The sequence below is a fragment of the Inquilinus limosus DSM 16000 genome (assembly GCF_000423185.1).
GTDB lineage: Bacteria > Pseudomonadota > Alphaproteobacteria > DSM-16000 > Inquilinaceae > Inquilinus > Inquilinus limosus.
In genome coordinates this window covers 103,625-119,815 of sequence record NZ_AUHM01000019.1, presented here as the reverse complement: position 1 = coordinate 119,815, position 16,191 = coordinate 103,625, and the positions used below count along the sequence as shown (strand labels likewise).

The 16,191-nt window shown below is 71.6% G+C and carries 18 protein-coding genes and 1 other RNA gene; all 19 read left to right on the top strand.

Annotated elements, in window-relative coordinates:
* Positions 1 to 29: 29 nt before the first annotated feature.
* The 19 genes from G537_RS0117665 to folP all read left to right on the top strand — a co-directional run bounded on the left by G537_RS0117665 (position 30) and on the right by folP (position 16,013).
* Positions 30 to 260: a hypothetical protein gene (locus tag G537_RS0117665; protein WP_026871252.1), complete on the top strand. Its 231-nt coding sequence runs from the start codon at positions 30 to 32 to the stop codon at positions 258 to 260.
* Positions 261 to 264: 4 nt separating this feature from the next.
* Positions 265 to 597, top strand: coding sequence for a cell division protein ZapA (locus tag G537_RS0117660; RefSeq protein ID WP_026871251.1), 333 nt, complete (start codon positions 265 to 267; stop codon positions 595 to 597).
* A gap of 13 nt (positions 598 to 610) precedes the next feature.
* A non-coding RNA gene (gene ssrS / locus G537_RS42685) (6S RNA) lies at positions 611 to 771 on the top strand.
* Positions 772 to 793: 22 nt separating this feature from the next.
* Positions 794 to 1,384 (top strand): 5-formyltetrahydrofolate cyclo-ligase, encoded by a 591-nt coding sequence (locus G537_RS0117655; protein ID WP_034852066.1) that lies wholly within the window; start codon positions 794 to 796, stop codon positions 1,382 to 1,384.
* An 18-nt stretch (positions 1,385 to 1,402) separates the two neighbouring features.
* Positions 1,403 to 2,242 carry a TIGR00282 family metallophosphoesterase gene (locus tag G537_RS0117650; protein WP_026871249.1) on the top strand — a complete coding sequence of 280 codons (840 nt, stop codon included), beginning with the start codon at positions 1,403 to 1,405 and terminating at the stop codon, positions 2,240 to 2,242.
* 217 nt (positions 2,243 to 2,459) lie between these two features.
* Positions 2,460 to 3,209, top strand: coding sequence for a YebC/PmpR family DNA-binding transcriptional regulator (locus tag G537_RS0117645; RefSeq protein WP_026871248.1), 750 nt, complete (start codon positions 2,460 to 2,462; stop codon positions 3,207 to 3,209).
* A gap of 59 nt (positions 3,210 to 3,268) precedes the next feature.
* Positions 3,269 to 3,778 carry a crossover junction endodeoxyribonuclease RuvC gene (ruvC, locus tag G537_RS0117640; protein ID WP_026871247.1) on the top strand — a complete coding sequence of 170 codons (510 nt, stop codon included), beginning with the start codon at positions 3,269 to 3,271 and terminating at the stop codon, positions 3,776 to 3,778.
* On the top strand, positions 3,775 to 4,398 hold the full coding sequence (ruvA, locus tag G537_RS0117635; RefSeq protein WP_026871246.1) for a Holliday junction branch migration protein RuvA: 624 nt from the start codon (positions 3,775 to 3,777) through the stop codon (positions 4,396 to 4,398). Before ruvC ends, ruvA begins: the two co-directional genes overlap by 4 nt.
* Positions 4,395 to 5,438, top strand: a complete 1,044-nt coding sequence (gene ruvB, locus G537_RS0117630) for a Holliday junction branch migration DNA helicase RuvB (RefSeq protein ID WP_026871245.1) — start codon at positions 4,395 to 4,397, stop codon at positions 5,436 to 5,438. The genes ruvA and ruvB overlap by 4 nt, the downstream gene beginning before the upstream one ends.
* Positions 5,435 to 5,866: a tol-pal system-associated acyl-CoA thioesterase gene (gene ybgC, locus G537_RS38520; protein WP_034852064.1), complete on the top strand. Its 432-nt coding sequence runs from the start codon at positions 5,435 to 5,437 to the stop codon at positions 5,864 to 5,866. Before ruvB ends, ybgC begins: the two co-directional genes overlap by 4 nt.
* Positions 5,867 to 5,877: 11 nt before the next feature.
* Positions 5,878 to 6,609 (top strand): protein TolQ, encoded by a 732-nt coding sequence (gene tolQ / locus G537_RS0117620; RefSeq protein WP_034852063.1) that lies wholly within the window; start codon positions 5,878 to 5,880, stop codon positions 6,607 to 6,609.
* The gene (tolR, locus tag G537_RS0117615) at positions 6,609 to 7,133 is read left to right on the top strand and encodes a protein TolR (protein ID WP_026871243.1); all 525 of its coding nucleotides are present in this window, start codon (positions 6,609 to 6,611) and stop codon (positions 7,131 to 7,133) included. The genes tolQ and tolR overlap by 1 nt, the downstream gene beginning before the upstream one ends.
* Positions 7,134 to 7,142: 9 nt before the next feature.
* Positions 7,143 to 8,309: a cell envelope integrity TolA family protein gene (locus G537_RS43695; protein ID WP_155888643.1), complete on the top strand. Its 1,167-nt coding sequence runs from the start codon at positions 7,143 to 7,145 to the stop codon at positions 8,307 to 8,309.
* A gap of 16 nt (positions 8,310 to 8,325) precedes the next feature.
* Positions 8,326 to 9,639 carry a Tol-Pal system beta propeller repeat protein TolB gene (tolB, locus tag G537_RS0117600; RefSeq protein ID WP_211230417.1) on the top strand — a complete coding sequence of 438 codons (1,314 nt, stop codon included), beginning with the start codon at positions 8,326 to 8,328 and terminating at the stop codon, positions 9,637 to 9,639.
* Positions 9,640 to 9,761: 122 nt separating this feature from the next.
* Positions 9,762 to 10,238: a peptidoglycan-associated lipoprotein Pal gene (pal, locus tag G537_RS0117595; protein ID WP_026871240.1), complete on the top strand. Its 477-nt coding sequence runs from the start codon at positions 9,762 to 9,764 to the stop codon at positions 10,236 to 10,238.
* 234 nt (positions 10,239 to 10,472) lie between these two features.
* Positions 10,473 to 11,354 carry a tol-pal system protein YbgF gene (ybgF, locus tag G537_RS0117590; protein WP_026871239.1) on the top strand — a complete coding sequence of 294 codons (882 nt, stop codon included), beginning with the start codon at positions 10,473 to 10,475 and terminating at the stop codon, positions 11,352 to 11,354.
* 3 nt (positions 11,355 to 11,357) lie between these two features.
* Positions 11,358 to 12,659: a tRNA lysidine(34) synthetase TilS gene (gene tilS, locus G537_RS38510; RefSeq protein ID WP_081688876.1), complete on the top strand. Its 1,302-nt coding sequence runs from the start codon at positions 11,358 to 11,360 to the stop codon at positions 12,657 to 12,659.
* 89 nt (positions 12,660 to 12,748) lie between these two features.
* Positions 12,749 to 14,686 carry an ATP-dependent zinc metalloprotease FtsH gene (ftsH, locus tag G537_RS0117580; protein WP_051248562.1) on the top strand — a complete coding sequence of 646 codons (1,938 nt, stop codon included), beginning with the start codon at positions 12,749 to 12,751 and terminating at the stop codon, positions 14,684 to 14,686.
* A gap of 298 nt (positions 14,687 to 14,984) precedes the next feature.
* The gene (folP, locus tag G537_RS38505; protein ID WP_064742163.1) at positions 14,985 to 16,013 is read left to right on the top strand and encodes a dihydropteroate synthase; all 1,029 of its coding nucleotides are present in this window, start codon (positions 14,985 to 14,987) and stop codon (positions 16,011 to 16,013) included.
* Positions 16,014 to 16,191 lie beyond the last annotated feature (178 nt).

Genomic DNA, 16,191 nt, shown 5'->3' with positions numbered 1-16,191 from the left:
CGGATGACGCTGGATCTGGAGTCCCGCCGATGAGCGGGTTGGCCGCCGAGCTGGACCGCCTGGAACGCGCCCTGGAGCGCCTGGACGCCGCCGTCGCGGCCCAGGCGGAGCGTCGCCAGAAGCAGATCGACGAGATCGCGGACCGCGTGCGCACGCAGGCGATGACCGAGATCGAGACCGAGCTGCGCGAGGACACGGCGACGGTGGCGGCGCGGGTCAACCAGGTGATCCAGCGCATCGAGACCCTTTTGGAAAAGTAGCGCCGTGGCCCGGGTCGAAATCACTCTGAACAACCGCGTGTATCCGATCGCCTGCGAGGACGGGCAGGAAGGGCGCGTCCGCGAGGTCGCCGCCTTCCTGGCGGAGCGGATTCGCGAGATCCAGGGATCGGTGCGCTCGGCGACCGACATGCATCTCATGGTCATGGTCGGGCTGATGCTGGGCGACGAGCTGCTCGACCTGCGCGAGGGCAAGGTGCCGGGCGCGCCGGCGGCCGCCCCGGCGCCGTCGCCGCTGGAGGACCCGGAGCTGGCGGCGCGGCTGCAGAAACTCGCGGATCGGATCGAGGCCATTGCAGCCCGGGTCGAGACACCCTAAATCTGTTCCTCCAGCGGGGCTGCGCGGTACGACAGGTCGCTTTGTCCCTGGGGCCGATGCGCTTCTCTTTGGGAGCTGTCCCTGCCGGGACCGTGGTCTCGGACACACGGCGCCCACCTGCTGTTGCAGGGCCCAAGAGGAGACAACATGACCACCGGCCGAGGCGGCTCCGCTGCGACTTCCTTCTCTTCCAGCCATGCCTGACGGGACCGAGCTGCGCGACGCCAAGAAGGCGTTCCGGGCCGCCGCGCGGGAACGGCGTGCCGCCTATCACCGAGAGCACGGCGCCGGCGCGGGCGAGCGATTGCGCGACATCGCGCTCGAGGCGATTGCCTTGCCTCGCGGCGGCGTGGTCAGCGGCTATCTGCCGATCGAGGACGAGCTCGACCCCCTCCCGCTCCTGGCCGCCGCGATCGATCGCGGCCACGCCGCCTGCGTGCCGGTGGTGCAGGGCAAGGGGCAGCCGCTGATCTTCCGCGACTGGACCCCCGGAACGCAGCTCGTTCCCGGCGTGTTCGGCGTATCGGTGCCCGCGCCCTCGGCGCCGGAATGGGTGCCGGACCTGCTGTTCGTGCCGCTGCTCGGCTTCGACCGCAAGGGCTTCCGCATGGGCTACGGCGCCGGCTTCTACGACCGCACGCTCGCGAAGCTGCGGGCGGAACGGCCCGTAGTGGCGGTCGGCGTCGGCTACGCCGGGCAGGAGGTCACGGCGGTGCCGGTCGGCTTGCACGACGAGGCTTTGGATTGGATCGTGACGGATCGCGAGGCGATCCGCATCGAGCGTTAGGACGAGTACGGATTTCGGATGCGCATTTTGTTCCTCGGGGATGTCGTCGGCCGCGCGGCCCGCACCGCGGTGATAGCGCAGCTGCCGCGGCTGCGGCAGCGCCTCGACCTCGATTTCGTGGTGGTCAACGGCGAGAACTCGGCCGGCGGCTTCGGCATCACCCCGAAGATCGCCGAGGAGTTCTACGATGCCGGGGTCGACTGCCTGACCACCGGCAACCATGTCTGGGACCAGCGCGAGCTGCTGGGCGCCATCGACCGCGATCCGCGGATGGTGCGCCCGGCCAACTATCCGGCCGGCACGCCGGGGCGGGGGGCGACCCTGCTGCCGGCCCGCGGCGGCCGCCAAGTGCTGGTGATCAACCTGATGGCGCGGCTGTTCATGGACGCGCTCGACGACCCCTTCGCCGCCGCCGACAAGCTGCTGGCCGACACCGCCATGCCGGGCATGGCCGACGCCATCATCGTCGATTTCCACGGCGAGGCGTCGAGCGAGAAGATGGCGATGGGCCACCATCTCGACGGCCGCGCGACGCTGGTGGTCGGCACCCACACCCATATCCCGACCGCGGATCTGCAGATCCTGCCCGGCGGCACCGCCTACCAGACCGATGCCGGCATGTGCGGCGACTACGACAGCGTCATCGGCATGGTGAAGGAGCCGGCGATCGCCCGCTTCGTCCGCAAGATGCCGACCGAGCGGCTGACCCCGGCCGAAGGCCAGCCGACGATCTGCGGCTTGGTGCTGGAGACCGACGAGGCCACGGGACTCGCCCGGCGGGTCGAGCCGCTGCGCGTCGGCGGCCGCCTGGCGCCGGCCTGGCCGAGCGGCTTCGCCCCGGCCGAGGCGGCAAGCTAATCTATTCATCCTGTTTCTGCAGGATCGCAGCTATCTGATTGCGTCGTAATAGAATCTTGCTCGTGCGAAAATTCGTCGAGTCTTCCCTGCGGGCCACAAAACCGCCATAGTCTGGGCCTAACGCGGCACGGGTGACCGTGCGGTGGCGCTTGCCGTCGCCGGGCCGGCCGCATATGTCTCCCGCCGCGAGTTTCCAAAGTCAGTCAGGCGCAGCCCCATGGCCGGTCATTCACAGTTCAAGAACATCATGCACCGCAAAGGCGCCCAGGACGCCAAGCGGGCCAAGATCTTCACCAAGCTCCAGCGCGAGATCACGGTTTCGGCCAAGCTCGGCCTGCCCGATCCGGCGATGAATCCGCGCCTGCGCGCCGCCATCCAGGCCGCGCGCAAGGAGAACATGCCGAAGGACAACATCGAGCGGGCGATCAAGCGCGCCGCCGGCGGCGCCGACGACAGCGACTATGTGGAGATCCGGTACGAGGGCTACGGCCCGGCCGGCATCGCCGTCATCGTCGAGGCGCTGACCGACAACCGCAACCGCACCGCCGCCGAGGTCCGCTCGACCTTCACCAAGCACGGCGGGTCGCTGGGCGAGACCAACTCGGTCAGCTTCATGTTCAACCGGGTCGGCGAGCTGGTATTCCCGGCCAAGGCGGCCGATGCCGACGCGATGTTCGAGGCGGCGCTGGAGGCGGGCGCCGACGACGTGCAGAGCGACGGCGAGACCCACACCGTCACCACCTCGGTCGAAGGCTTCGCCGCCGTGCGCGACGCGCTGGAGGAGAAGTTCGGCACGCCGGATTCGTCCGGCCTGGTCTGGCGGCCGCTCAACACCGTGGCGCTGAACGAGGAGCAGGCGGCGTCGCTGCTGAAGCTGCTGGAGACGCTCGAGGACAACGACGACGTGCAGCGGGTCTCGGCCAATTACGAGATCCCGGACGAGGTCATGGCGCGGCTCACGGCCTGAGCCGGCGGAGGGGTGATGGCATTGCGGGGGACGGCCAGGGCAGGGGGGACGGAGCGCCGATGAGGATCCTCGGCCTCGATCCCGGGCTGCGCCACACCGGCTGGGGCATCCTCGACGTCGACGGCAACCGGCTGCGCTACGTCGCCGACGGCAGCGTCGATTCCGACGACAAGGCCGACCTCGCCACGCGACTCGTGCAGCTGCATGACGGCCTGGCCGAAGTGCTGCGGGAGTGGACGCCCGACGAGGCGGCGGTCGAGGAGACCTTCGTCAACAAGAACCCGACCTCGACCCTGAAGCTGGGCCTCGCCCGCGGCGTGGTGCTGCTGGTGCCCGCGCTGGCCGGCCTCCGGGTCGCGGAATACGGCGCCAACCACATCAAGAAGTCGGTGGTCGGCGCCGGCCATGCCGACAAGACCCAGGTCCAGCACATGGTGCGGATGCTGCTGCCCGGCGCCACCTTCCGGACCCCGGACGCGGCCGACGCGCTGGCGGTCGCGGTCTGCCACGCCCATCACCGCCAGACCGAGGCCAGCATCGCCGGCATCCGGCTGCAGGTGGCGCGATGATCGCGCGGCTGCGAGGCCTCCTGGACAGCGCCGGGGCCGACCACGCCGTGGTCGACTGCAACGGCGTCGGCTATCTCGTCTTCTGCTCGCGCCGCACGCTCGGCCTGCTCGGCGGCCCGCGCGAGGCGGTGTCGCTGCATGTCGAGACGCATGTGCGCGAGGACCACATCCATCTCTACGGCTTCGCCGACACGGCGGAGCGCGACTGGTTCCGCCTGCTGACCACGGTGCAGGGGGTGGGGGCCAAGGTCGCCCTCGCCATCCTGTCGGTGCTGTCGCCGGACCAGGTGGCGACCGCGGTCGCCGCCGGCGACAAGGCGATGCTGGCCCGGGCCGAGGGAGTCGGCCCGAAGCTGGCCGGCCGCATCGCGTCGGAGCTGAAGGACAAGGTCGGCGGCATCGCGCTCGGGCCGGCCGTCGCGGCCTTCCACGCTGGGCCTGCCGGCGCTGCGGCCCCGGCGGAATCGGGCGTCGCGGCCGACGCCGTCTCGGCGCTGGTCAATCTCGGCTACGGCCGGGCCGAGGCCTTCGCCGCGGTGGCCAAGGCCGGCGGCAAGCTGGGGCCCGAGGCGACCGTGTCGGCGATCATCCCCGCGGCCCTGCGTGAGCTGGCGTCATGAGCGGCCCCGACAACGAGCGCATCGTCACCGGCGAGCGCCTGGGCGACGACGACGCCTCGCTGCGGCCGCAGACGCTGGAGGATTTCGTCGGCCAGCGCGAGGTCTGCGACAACCTCCGCGTCTTCGTCACCGCAGCGCGCGGCCGGGCCGAGGCGCTGGACCACGTGCTGCTGTTCGGCCCGCCGGGCCTGGGCAAGACCACGCTGGCCCAGATCGTGGCGCGCGAGCTCGGCGTCGGCTTCCGCGCCACCTCCGGTCCGGTGATCGCCCGCGCCGGCGACCTGGCGGCGATCCTGACCAACCTGCAGCCGCGCGACGTGCTGTTCATCGACGAGATCCACCGCATGAACCCGGCGGTGGAGGAGATCCTCTACCCGGCGATGGAGGACTTCCAACTCGACCTGATCATCGGCGAGGGCCCGGCGGCGCGGTCGGTCCGCATCGACCTGCCGCCCTTCACCCTGGTCGGGGCCACCACCCGGTCGGGCCTGATCACCACGCCGCTGCGCGACCGCTTCGGCATCCCGCTGCGCCTGAACTTCTACGGCACGCCGGAGCTGGAATCGATCGTCAGCCGCGGCGCCCGGCTGCTCGGCTGCCCGCTGACGGAGGAGGGGGCGCACGAGATCGCCAAACGGTCCCGCGGCACCCCGCGCATCGCCGGCCGCCTGCTGCGCCGGGTGCGCGACTTCGGTGCGGTGGCGGGGCTGGACCGGATCGACGCCCGCGCCGCCGACCAGGCGCTGCGCCGCCTCGACGTCGACGAGGCCGGACTCGACGCCATGGACCGGCGCTATCTGCGCATGATCGCGGAGAACTACGGCGGCGGCCCGGTCGGCGTCGAGACGCTGGCGGCGGCGCTGAGCGAGCAGCGCGACATGATCGAGGAAGTGATCGAGCCCTATCTGCTGCAGCAGGGGCTGCTGCTGCGCACCCCGCGCGGCCGCATGCTGGGCGACCGCGGCTACCGAGCGCTCGGCCTTGCGGCGCCGAAGCGCGAGACGCCGCAGCTCGACCTCCTGTCGGAAGACGAGCCTTGACCGCGCCTCATGTCTTCCCTGTCCGGGTCTATTGGGAGGACACGGACGGGTCGGGGATCGTCTATCACGCCTCCTATCTGCGCTTCGCCGAGCGGGCGCGGACGGAGCTCCTGCGCACGGCGGGGTTCGAGCAGTGGTCGATGCTGGAACAGACCGGCATCGCCTTCGCCGTGCGCCACTGCGCCATCGACTACCGCCGGTCCGCCCGGCTCGACGACCAGCTCACGGTCGAGACCCGGGTGACGGCGATCGGCGGCGCCAGTCTCGAAATGTCGCAGGCGATCCGGCGCGGTGGCGATGAGATCGTCACAATCCTGCTGAAATTGGCCTGCATCACTCGCGACGGCCGGGCGGCGCGCATGCCGTCCCGGCTTCGCGAGGTCTTCAACGCGATCAAGGACCAGACCGCGTCGCACGCGGCGGAGTGAAGGGCGAAGGTATGGAGCAGTCGGTGATCGAAACCGCCCAGGCGGTCGGGCAGGGTGCCGTGCACAACATGACCATGTGGGGCTTGTTCCTGCAGGCCGACGTGATCGTCAAATTCGTGATGCTGCTGCTGCTGGCGGCATCCGTCTGGTGCTGGGCGATCATCTTCGAGAAGTGGGTGCGGGTCCGGCGGCTGAACCGCCAGGCCGACGCCTTCGAGGATGCGTTCTGGTCCGGCGGCTCGCTCGACGACCTCTACGACCAGGTCGGCGCCAACCCGCCCGACCCGATGGCCGCCACCTTCTCCGCCGGGATGAAGGAATGGCGCATCGCCGCCGATCGCGGCCTCGGCGCCTCCGGCAGCATGCGCGCCGGGCTGCAGCAGCGCATCGACCGGGTGATGCAGGTGACCATGACGCGCGAGCTCGGCCGGGTCGAGCGCGGCATGACCGTGCTGGCCTCGGTCGGGTCGACCGCGCCCTTCGTCGGCCTGTTCGGCACGGTCTGGGGCATCATGAACTCGTTCCAGTCGATCGCCGCCCAGGCCGACACCAGCCTCGCCGTGGTGGCGCCGGGCATCGCCGAGGCGCTGTTCGCCACCGCCATCGGCCTGTTCGCCGCCATCCCGGCCACCACCGCCTACAACAAGTTCTCGAACGACCTGAACAAGTATGCCGAGCGGCTAGAGAACTTCGCCGGCGAATTCGGCGCGATCCTGTCGCGCTATCTCGAGGACCGCAGCTGATGGGTGTCTCGCTCTCCCACGCCACCGGCCGCGGGCGCGGCGGACGCCGCACCCTGCGCCCCAATTCGGACATCAACGTCACGCCCTTCGTCGACGTCATGCTGGTGCTGCTGATCGTGTTCATGGTCACGGCGCCGCTGCTGACCGTCGGCGTGCCGGTCGACCTGCCGCAGACCCGGGCCCAGAACATCCCGACCAAGGAAGAGCCGCTCCAGGTCACCATCGACGCCCAGGGCCAGATCTACGTGCAGAAGAAGCAGGTGGCGACGGAGGAGCTGGTGCCGATGCTGACCGCGATCGCCAAGGCCCAGGCCTCGGCGGCCGGCAATGCGGGCGGCCCGAACGAGACCCGGATCTTCGTGTTCGGCGACCAGGCGCTGGCCTATGGCCGGATCATGCAGGTGATGGGCGCCATCACCGCCGCCGGCTTCACCCGCGTGGCGCTGATCTCCGAGACGCCGAAGGGCCAGGCCGCCGCCGCGGCGCCGGCTGGTGCAAGCTCCACCCCGGCCCCGAGGCGCTGACCGAGCCCCATGCGTCCCAGTCTCATCATCTCCCTGGCCCTTCACGCGATCCTGCTGATCGTGCTGATGTTCGGGCTGCCGCTGTTCCGGCGCGACGCGCCGGCCATCGCGGTCGTGCCGGTGGAGATCGTCAGCGCCGATGCGGTCGGCGAAGGCGCGACCGGCGAGATCGCGCCGGAGCGGCCGCCGGCCCCCGAGGCCACCGGCGACGCCGACGCGCCGCCGCCGCCGGCCGCGGCGAAATCCCCGCCGGCGCCGAAGCCGCCGGCGCAGCGGCCGGAGCCGCCGAAGGTGGCGCAGCTGCCGCAGCCGCGCCAGTCCGAGCCGACGCCGCAGGCGCGGCCGGCGCCGGAGCCCGAGCCGGCTTCGCCGCCGCCTCCGCCGCCGACCCCGCCGACGCCCAGGGCCACGCCGCAGGCGCCGGAGCTGCCGACGCCGCCGACCCCGACGCCGCCGCCGCCCGCGCCGCCGCCTCCGCCGGTGCAGGCGCCGTCGCCCGACGCGACGCGTCCTCCGCCGCCGCCCCCGCCGACGACGCAGCCGCCGCCGCCTCCGCCGCCGCAGCGGCCGAACCCGCCATCCGGCAAGCCGCAGGCCGAGCCGACCCCGACTCCGTCCCCGCCGACTCCGCCGGCCGAGACGGCGCAGGCCGACCCGATGGCGATCTCGCCGACCGAGGCGCCGCGTCCAGGCTCGCGCCCGAAGGCGCCGCCGCCGGCGCCGACGCAGCAGTCGGCCACGCCGACGCGGTCGACCGCGCCGGCCCAGCAGCAGGAGAGCGACCAGATCGCGGGGCTTCTGGATGGCCAGGCGGGCGGGCGCCAGTCCAGCCGGCAGTCGAACCGCCAGCAGCGGGCGACGGGGCAGAGCGGTCGCGAGACCCGGCTGTCGCGTGGCGACGAAGGGGCCATCCGCGACACGGTCAAGCAGTGCTGGAACATCGACACGGCCGCCTTGAACAAGCCGGTCGTGAAGATCCGCGTCGCCCAGGTCCAGCCCGACGGCACCATCCGGCCGCAGGACGTCACCATCGAGGACGATGGCGGCGATCGGGCCTGGGGGAATGCGGCGCGCCGCGCCGTCGCGAACCCGGCCTGCCAGCCCTGGCCGATGCCGAGCGGTGGCTGGCCGAACGATGCGTTCGTCCTGTATTTCGACCCGAAAGACTTCTTCTGACCAGCCAGGAACCGAGGTGCAGAGAATGAAACGAGGCTTCCTCCTGACCACGCTGGCCGCCCTGGCTGCGGTCGCATCCCTCGCCCTGGCGCCGGCTCCGGCGCAGGCCGAGATCCGGATCGACATCAACCAGGGCGTCACCCAGCCGATGCCGATCGCGATCACCGACTTCCCGGGCGATGCGGTCGGCAGCCAGATCAGCCAGATCATCACGGCGGATCTGCAGCGCTCGGGCCTGTTCGCGCCGATCGACCCGCGCGCCTTCACCCAGGACGCGGCCTCGCTGCAGCAGGGCCCGCGCTTCGCCGACTGGAAGGTGCTGGCGGCCCAGGCGCTGGTCACCGGCCAGGTTCGGCCGCGCGGCGACGGCCGCTTCGACGTCGACTTCCGTCTCTGGGATGTGGCGGCCGAGCAGCAGCTTACCGGCCTGACCCTGACCGGCGACAGCAGCCTGATGCGCCGCGTCGCCCACAAGATCGCGGATGAGATCTATCGCGCCGTGACCGGCGAGGACGGCTATTTCGACACCCGCGTCGTCTATGTCTCGGAGACCGGGCCGCAGACCAACCGGGTCAAGCGCCTGGCGATCATGGACCAGGACGGGGCGAACCATCAGTTCCTGACCGACGGCTCGCAGCTGGTGCTGACCCCGCGCTTCTCGCCCAGCACCCAGCAGATCACCTACATGGCCTATGTGAACAACAAGCCGCGGGTGTATCTGCTCGACATCGGCAGCGGCCGGCAGGAATCGCTCGGCGACTTCCCGAACATGACCTTCTCGCCGCGCTTCAGCCCGGACGGCAACCGGGTGATCTTCAGCATGGCGCAGAACGGCAACACCGACATCTACGTCATGGACCTGCGCACCCGCTCGGCGCAGCGCCTGACCTCGGACCCGTCGATCGAGACCTCGCCTTCCTATTCGAAGGACGGGTCGCAGATCGTGTTCGAGAGCGACCGTGGCGGCAGCCAGCAGATCTACATCATGAACGCCGACGGGTCGGGCGTGCGCCGGCTCAGCTTCGGCCAGGGCCGCTACGCCACCCCGGTGTGGTCGCCGCGCGGCGACCTGATCGCCTTCACCAAGCTGTCGGGCGGCCAGTTCTCGATCGGCGTGATGCGGCCGGACGGGACCGGCGAGCGCGACCTGGCCTCCGGCTTCCTGGCCGAAGGCCCGACCTGGGCGCCGAACGGCCGCGTGCTGATGTACACGGCCAGCGGCGGGGGCGGCAGCAAGCTGGTCACGGTCGACATCACCGGCCGGGTCAGCGCCGCGGTGCCGACGCCCTTCGACGCGTCCGACCCGGCCTGGTCGCCGCTGCTGCCGTAACTAAATCACTGGGAACGGCAGAAATAATGCGAGAAATACCTTGCGGAGCGGGCGGTAACCTGCTTTTCCCTCCAACCGATTTCCGAATCGTAAAGTCGGATCCACGTCAGGGGCAAAAAACCATGCGTCTCAAGATTGTGTCCCTCATGGGGGCTCTGCTGCTGGCCACCGCCTGCAGCTCCAGCCAGAACGCCGCCGGCACGGCCGGCCAGGGCGGCCTCGGCACCGCCGGCACCGCTGTCCCCGGCTCGCAGCAGGATCTGGCGCAGAACATCGGCGACCGCGTCTTCTTCGCCTTCGACGCCTTCGACCTGAGCCCGGAGGCCCAGGCCACGCTGACCAAGCAGAGCGGCTGGCTACAGCAGTACCAGAACGTCGCCGTGACCGTCGAAGGCCACGCCGACGAGCGCGGCACGCGCGAATACAATCTCGCCCTCGGCGACCGGCGCGCCAATTCGGTGCGCAACTACCTGATCGCCAACGGCGTGGCCCCGTCGCGGATCTCGACGATCAGCTACGGCAAGGAGCGTCCGGCGGTGCCGGGCAACGACGAGTCGGCCTGGGCGCAGAACCGCCGGGCGGTCACCGTCGTCAACTGATCCCGCCGGGACGGCGGGCCGGCACCCTCGCGGTGCCGCCCGCCGCCGGATGGACGATTTGCGCGCCGGACGGCGGCAGCGGCCTCGCCGTTGCTGCCGTGCCCGGCGCGTCTTATTTTCGCCGCCGGGATCGGTCCAGGATCGGTCCCGCGGCCAAGGCCGAACCCATGCCCCAACCAAGGAGGTGGAGGCGACATGCCGGCTTCGCAGAGGCGATGGAGTGTTTTCGCGGCCGTGGCGCTCGCCGTCGCGGCCCTGGCCCCGTCCGGCCCCGGCCGGGCGCAGAGCTATGAGGCCCAGCTCGAGGTCCGGGTCAGCACGCTGGAGCAGCAGATCTCGCAGCTCACCGGCCAGGTCGAGCAGCTGCAGTACCAGAACCAGCAGCTTCAGGACCGGCTGCAACGGGCCCTGGCCGATATCGAGTTCCGGCTGAACGAGCTCGAGGGCGGTGGTGGTGGCGCCAATGCCGCGCCGGCTCCGGCCCCGGCCAAGAAGCCGCCGGCCCAGGGCAGCGCCCCGGCCGCGCCGCGGACGCCGCAGCCCTTCGCCCCGACGCCGCTGGTGCCCCCGAAGCGCTCCGACGCCGGGCCGCTGGCCCCGGGCTACGATAGCCAGGGCGACAGCCTGGGCGCGCCGCAGGAGATGGGGGCGGCCGATCCGGGCCTGGCGGCGCCGGCGGTTCCGGGCTTCGCCTCCGCCGAGCCGCAACCCACCGGCTTCGCCGCGGCGCCGGGCGACGTCACCGGCTGGTACAATCAGGCCCAGGGCCTGTACAACCAGGGCGACTATGACGGCGCCATCGCCGGCTTCAGCCAGGTCGTCGCCGCCGATCCCGGCGGCGGCCTGGCCGGCAACGCCCAGTACTGGCTCGGCGAATCCCTGCTGGCGAAGGGCCGCCCGGGCGAGGCGGCCTCCGCCTTCAACGCCGCCTGGTCGATGGATCCGCGCGGCCCCAAGGCGCCCGACGCGCTGATGCGGCTGGGCCAGTCCCTGGTCGCCGCCCGCCAGGACGCCTCCGCCTGCGATGCCTTCGCCAGGCTGGTGGCGGACTACCCCGATGCCCCGGCGCAGATGCTGCGCCGCGCCAAGGACCAGCAGGCGCTGCTGCGCTGCTGATGCATGACCAATCCGGTCGCTCCCGAGCCCGTCTCGGATGAGGAATTCGCCGCGCGACTCGACCGCCTCGGCCCGTTCGACCGGCCTCTCCGCCTTGCCGTCGCCGTCTCCGGAGGACCCGACAGCATGGCGCTCTGCCTTCTCGCCGCACGCTGGGGCCGGCAGAGAGGCGGCCAGATCCTGGCCCTGACCGTCGACCACCGGCTGCGCCCGGACTCGACCGCCGAAGCCGCCGCCGTCGGCGCTTCCCTGGCCCGGCACGACATTCCCCACCGCATCCTGACCTGGAGCGATGCGCCCGCACGGGCCTCGCAGGACGAGGCGCGCCGCGCCCGTTACGCCCTGCTGGAGCAGGCCTGCCGCGAGGCCGGCATCCGCGACCTGCTGGTCGCCCATCACCGCGAGGACCAGGCCGAGACGGTGCTGCTGCGCCTGGCCAAGGGCACCGGCGTCGACGGGCTGGCCGGCATGGCCGTCTGGCGCCCGGCGCCCTGGGGCCGGCTGCTGCGGCCGCTGCTGGACCTGCCGAAGGCCCGCCTCGTCGCCACCTGCGCCGGATTCGGCGTGGTCCCGGTCGACGACCCGTCCAACCGCCGCAGCCGCTATGCCCGGGCCCGGCTGCGCGCCGCCCGCGAGGTGCTGGCGGCGGAGGGGCTGACCGACGACCGGCTGTGGGACCTGGCACGCCGCGCCGGCCTGGCCCGGGCCGCGCTGGAGCGGATCACCGCCGAGCTGGGGCGCCGCGCCGTGGCGCTCGACCCCGCCGGCTATGCCGCGGTCGACCTGCCGGCCCTGCGGGATGCGGATCCGGAGATCGCGCGGCGCCTGCTCGATTCCGTGACCGCCTGCATCGGTGGCGGCGCGGAGGCTCGCTTCGACGCGCTGGAGCGGTTGGCCCAGGCGCTGCGCGATGGTGCGCTGCTGGGTCGCACCTCAGGCCGCACCCTGGGCCGCTGCCGCCTGCGCGCCGCCGGCGACCGGCTGCTGGTGTTCCGTGAGCGCCGCGGCCTGCCGGAGATCGCCGATCCGGCCCCCGGCATATCCTTGCTCTGGGACGGCCGCTTCCGTATCGAAATTCCCGCCGATGCCCGGCCGGGCGATCGGATCGCTGGCTGGGGAGACGCCGCGGCCGGGGAAGGGAGGGCCGAAGGCCTGCCCTTCGACGCGGCCGCGGTGCTGCCGGCACTGTGGCGCGCCGGCCACGTCCTGCGGCCGCCGCGCCTCGGCACCGCGGCGGAAACCGGCCTTTTTCTGCGCTTCGAGCCGCTGCGGCCGCTCTTTCCGAATGGATTCCCGGTTGTTTAGGCGCGGCGCTATATTATCTACTACCGAGCCCCCGGAGCGGTCCGGGGACCCACGACGCCGTGGTGCCGCGCAAGCGGTATGCGCGGGACATGAGGCGACCGTCCGTGAACAATTTCGGCAAGAACTTTGCGCTCTGGATCATCATCGGCCTGCTCCTCCTGGCGCTGTTCAACCTGTTTCAGACCTCCGGCGGGCGCAGCTCGCAGGGTGAGCTGGCCTATAGCGAGCTGGTGAAGGCGGTCGAGGACAAGCAGATCGCCGATGCCCGGATTCAGGGCAACACCATCTCCGGCCACTACACCAACGGCCAGAGCTTCCAGACCTATTCGCCGGACGGCACCGACATCGTCAACCGGATGACCGAGGCCGGCGTCCGCGTGCAGGCCGCGGCGCCCGAGGGGCCGAACCTGCTGCTGACCACGCTGATGTCGTGGCTGCCGATGCTGCTGCTGATCGGCGTCTGGATCTTCTTCATGCGCCAGATGCAGTCCGGCGGCGGCAAGGCCATGGGCTTCGGCAAGAGCCGCGCCCGGCTGCTGACCGAGCGCACCGGCCGCGTCACCTTCGACGACGTCGCCGGCATCGACGAGGCGAAGCAGGAGCTCGAGGAGATCGTCGAGTTCCTGAAGGACCCGCAGAAGTTCCAGCGCCTGGGCGGCAAGATCCCGAAGGGCGTGCTGCTGGTCGGCCCGCCGGGCACCGGCAAGACCCTGACCGCGCGCGCGGTGGCGGGCGAGGCGAACGTGCCGTTCTTCACCATCTCCGGCTCGGACTTCGTCGAGATGTTCGTCGGCGTCGGCGCCTCGCGCGTCCGCGACATGTTCGAGCAGGGCAAGAAGAACGCCCCCTGCATCATCTTCATCGACGAGATCGACGCGGTCGGCCGCCATCGCGGCGCCGGCCTGGGCGGCGGCAACGACGAGCGCGAGCAGACGCTGAACCAGCTGCTGGTCGAGATGGACGGCTTCGAGGCGAATGAAGGCGTGATCCTGATCGCCGCCACCAACCGCCCGGACGTGCTGGACCCGGCGCTGCTGCGCCCCGGCCGCTTCGACCGCCAGGTGGTGGTGCCGAACCCGGACATCGTCGGCCGCGAGAAGATCCTCAAGGTCCATATGCGCAAGGTGCCGCTGGCGCCGGACGTCGACGCCAAGACCATCGCGCGCGGCACCCCCGGCTTCTCCGGCGCCGACCTCGCCAACCTGGTCAACGAGGCGGCGCTGCTGGCGGCCCGGCGCGGCAAGCGCGTGGTCTCGCACGCCGAGTTCGAGGAGGCCAAGGACAAGGTCATGATGGGCGCCGAGCGGCGCTCCATGGTGATGACCGAGAAGGACAAGAAGCTGACCGCCTTCCACGAGGCGGGGCACGCCCTGGTCGGCCTCTACGTGCCGGAGCACGACCCGCTGCACAAGGTCACGATCATCCCGCGCGGCCGCGCGCTGGGCGTGACCATGAGCCTGCCGGAGCGCGACCGCACCAACTGGTCCAAGGTCGAGATGGAATCGCGCCTGGCCATGATGTTCGGCGGCCGCATCGCGGAGGAGCTGATCTTCGGGGCGGAGCACGTGACCACCGGCGCCTCGAACGACATCCAGCAGGCGACGCGGATGGCGCGGGCGATGGTGACCGAGTTCGGCATGTCCCAGAAGCTCGGCCGGCTGCGCTACAGCGCCAATGAGCAGGAGATCTTCCTCGGCCACTCGGTCGCCCAGCAGCAGAACGTCTCGGAGGAGACGGCCCGCCTGATCGATGAGGAGATGCGGCGCCTGATCGACGAGGCCGAGAGCAAGGCCCGGACGATCCTGACCGAGCATCTCGACCAGCTGCACCTGATCGCCAACGCCCTGCTCGAATACGAGACGCTGACGGGCGAGGAGGTCCAGGGGCTGCTGCGCGGCGAACCGATCGTGCGGCCGGAGCCGAACGACGAGCCGCCGCCGCCGAAGCGCCCGACCAGCGGCAAGCGGACCTCGGTGCCCTCCGGCGGCGCCAAGGGCATGGATCCGGAGCCGCAGCCGGGAACCTGACCGGGTGACGACTCAGGCTGACCACGGGCCGCGTCGAGACGCGGCCCGTGCCGTTTCCCTCTCCGACGATTTCGCGCCCCGGGCTGCCGAACCCGGGGTGCGGCTGTATCTGCGTCCGCTGGGCCTCACCGACGCCGCGCCCGGCGCGCTGCCGCTGGCCGGCGGGCCGCTGTCCTTCGATCGGGTCGAGCTGATCCTGCGGCATCCGATGCAGCGAGCAGATGCGTTGCCTCTCCCGCTTGCGGGAGAGGTCGGAGCCGCGCCAGCGGCTCCGGGTGAGGGGAGGGCGTCACCGCCTGTGCCAGCCCTCACCCGGAAATCCTCCGGATTTCCGACCTCTCCCGCCCCGCGGGAGAGGCAACATGAAAACGCGTCGAGTTGCGTCCGGGCCATCGCCGACCTCGCCACGCTGCGGCGCTGGGCCGGGCGCCACGGCCTCGCCGCCGCGGTCGACGACCGGCTCGACCGGCTCAGCCGGCCGCGGCCGGATTTCGGCGGCATCGCCCTCGACCGGCCGCGGCTGATGGGCATCGTCAACGTCACCCCGGACAGCTTCTCCGACGGCGGCGATTTCGCCGAGTCCGGCCGCGCGGTCGCGCATGGGCTGGCCCTGGCAGAGGCGGGGGCGGAAATCCTCGACATCGGCGGCGAATCGACCCGGCCCGGCTCCGCCCCGGTGTCGCCGGAGGAGGAGATCGCCCGGATCCAGCCGGTGATCCGCGAACTGGCGAATCGCGGCCTGACCGTGTCGATCGACACCCGCCATGCCGCGGTGATGCAGGCGGCCCTGGCCGCCGGCGCCCGGATCGTCAACGACGTCACCGGCCTGACCGGCGATCCCGCCAGCCTGGGCGTGGTCGCCCGCGCCGGCTGCCCGGTGGTGCTGATGCACATCCAGGGCGAGCCGCAGACGATGCAGCGGAATCCGGCCTATGAGGATGTCCTGCTCGACGTGTTCGACTGGCTGGAGGAGCGGGTCGCCGCCTGCGACGCCGCCGGCATCCCGGCCGGGCGCATCGCGGCCGATCCCGGCATCGGCTTCGGCAAGAAGTCGCTGACCCACAACCTGCCGCTGCTGCGCGGCCTCTCGCTGCTGCACGGGCTCGGCTGCGCCGTGCTGCTCGGCGTGTCGCGCAAGCGCTTCATCGGCACCATCTCGGGTGCGGCCGAGCCGAAGGCCCGGGCGCCGGGGTCGATCGCCGCGGGGCTGTACGGCGTGGCTCAGGGGGTGCAGATTTTACGGGTTCATGACGTCGCGGAGACGCGGCAGGCGCTGGCCGTGTGGTCGGCGCTGCAGGTGGGGATCGAGTCGGAGGCAGGGGAATAGCCCGCATCTCTTACACTCCTTGCGCCCTGCGTCGCCTTGCGGCGAGTCGGATGCGGGGGCGGGACGCGAAGAGCGTAGCGGGCACTACGGTCGAGCGGCCCGCGCCCGCAGGCGGCCGCCGCAAGGCGACCCTTCGGGCCGTCGCCACATGCCGATATGGTGCGTCGAACGGCTTGCC

Coding starts and splice junctions, on each gene's coding strand:
- G537_RS0117665 (WP_026871252.1), top strand. CDS start 30: ATGAGCGGGTTGGCCGCCGAGCTGGACCGCCTGGAACGCGCCCTGGAG.
- G537_RS0117655 (WP_034852066.1), top strand. CDS start 794: ATGCCTGACGGGACCGAGCTGCGCGACGCCAAGAAGGCGTTCCGGGCC.
- G537_RS0117650 (WP_026871249.1), top strand. CDS start 1,403: ATGCGCATTTTGTTCCTCGGGGATGTCGTCGGCCGCGCGGCCCGCACC.
- G537_RS0117645 (WP_026871248.1), top strand. CDS start 2,460: ATGGCCGGTCATTCACAGTTCAAGAACATCATGCACCGCAAAGGCGCC.
- ruvC (WP_026871247.1), top strand. CDS start 3,269: ATGAGGATCCTCGGCCTCGATCCCGGGCTGCGCCACACCGGCTGGGGC.
- ruvA (WP_026871246.1), top strand. CDS start 3,775: ATGATCGCGCGGCTGCGAGGCCTCCTGGACAGCGCCGGGGCCGACCAC.
- ruvB (WP_026871245.1), top strand. CDS start 4,395: ATGAGCGGCCCCGACAACGAGCGCATCGTCACCGGCGAGCGCCTGGGC.
- tolQ (WP_034852063.1), top strand. CDS start 5,878: ATGGAGCAGTCGGTGATCGAAACCGCCCAGGCGGTCGGGCAGGGTGCC.
- tolR (WP_026871243.1), top strand. CDS start 6,609: ATGGGTGTCTCGCTCTCCCACGCCACCGGCCGCGGGCGCGGCGGACGC.
- G537_RS43695 (WP_155888643.1), top strand. CDS start 7,143: ATGCGTCCCAGTCTCATCATCTCCCTGGCCCTTCACGCGATCCTGCTG.
- pal (WP_026871240.1), top strand. CDS start 9,762: ATGCGTCTCAAGATTGTGTCCCTCATGGGGGCTCTGCTGCTGGCCACC.
- tilS (WP_081688876.1), top strand. CDS start 11,358: ATGACCAATCCGGTCGCTCCCGAGCCCGTCTCGGATGAGGAATTCGCC.
- ftsH (WP_051248562.1), top strand. CDS start 12,749: ATGAGGCGACCGTCCGTGAACAATTTCGGCAAGAACTTTGCGCTCTGG.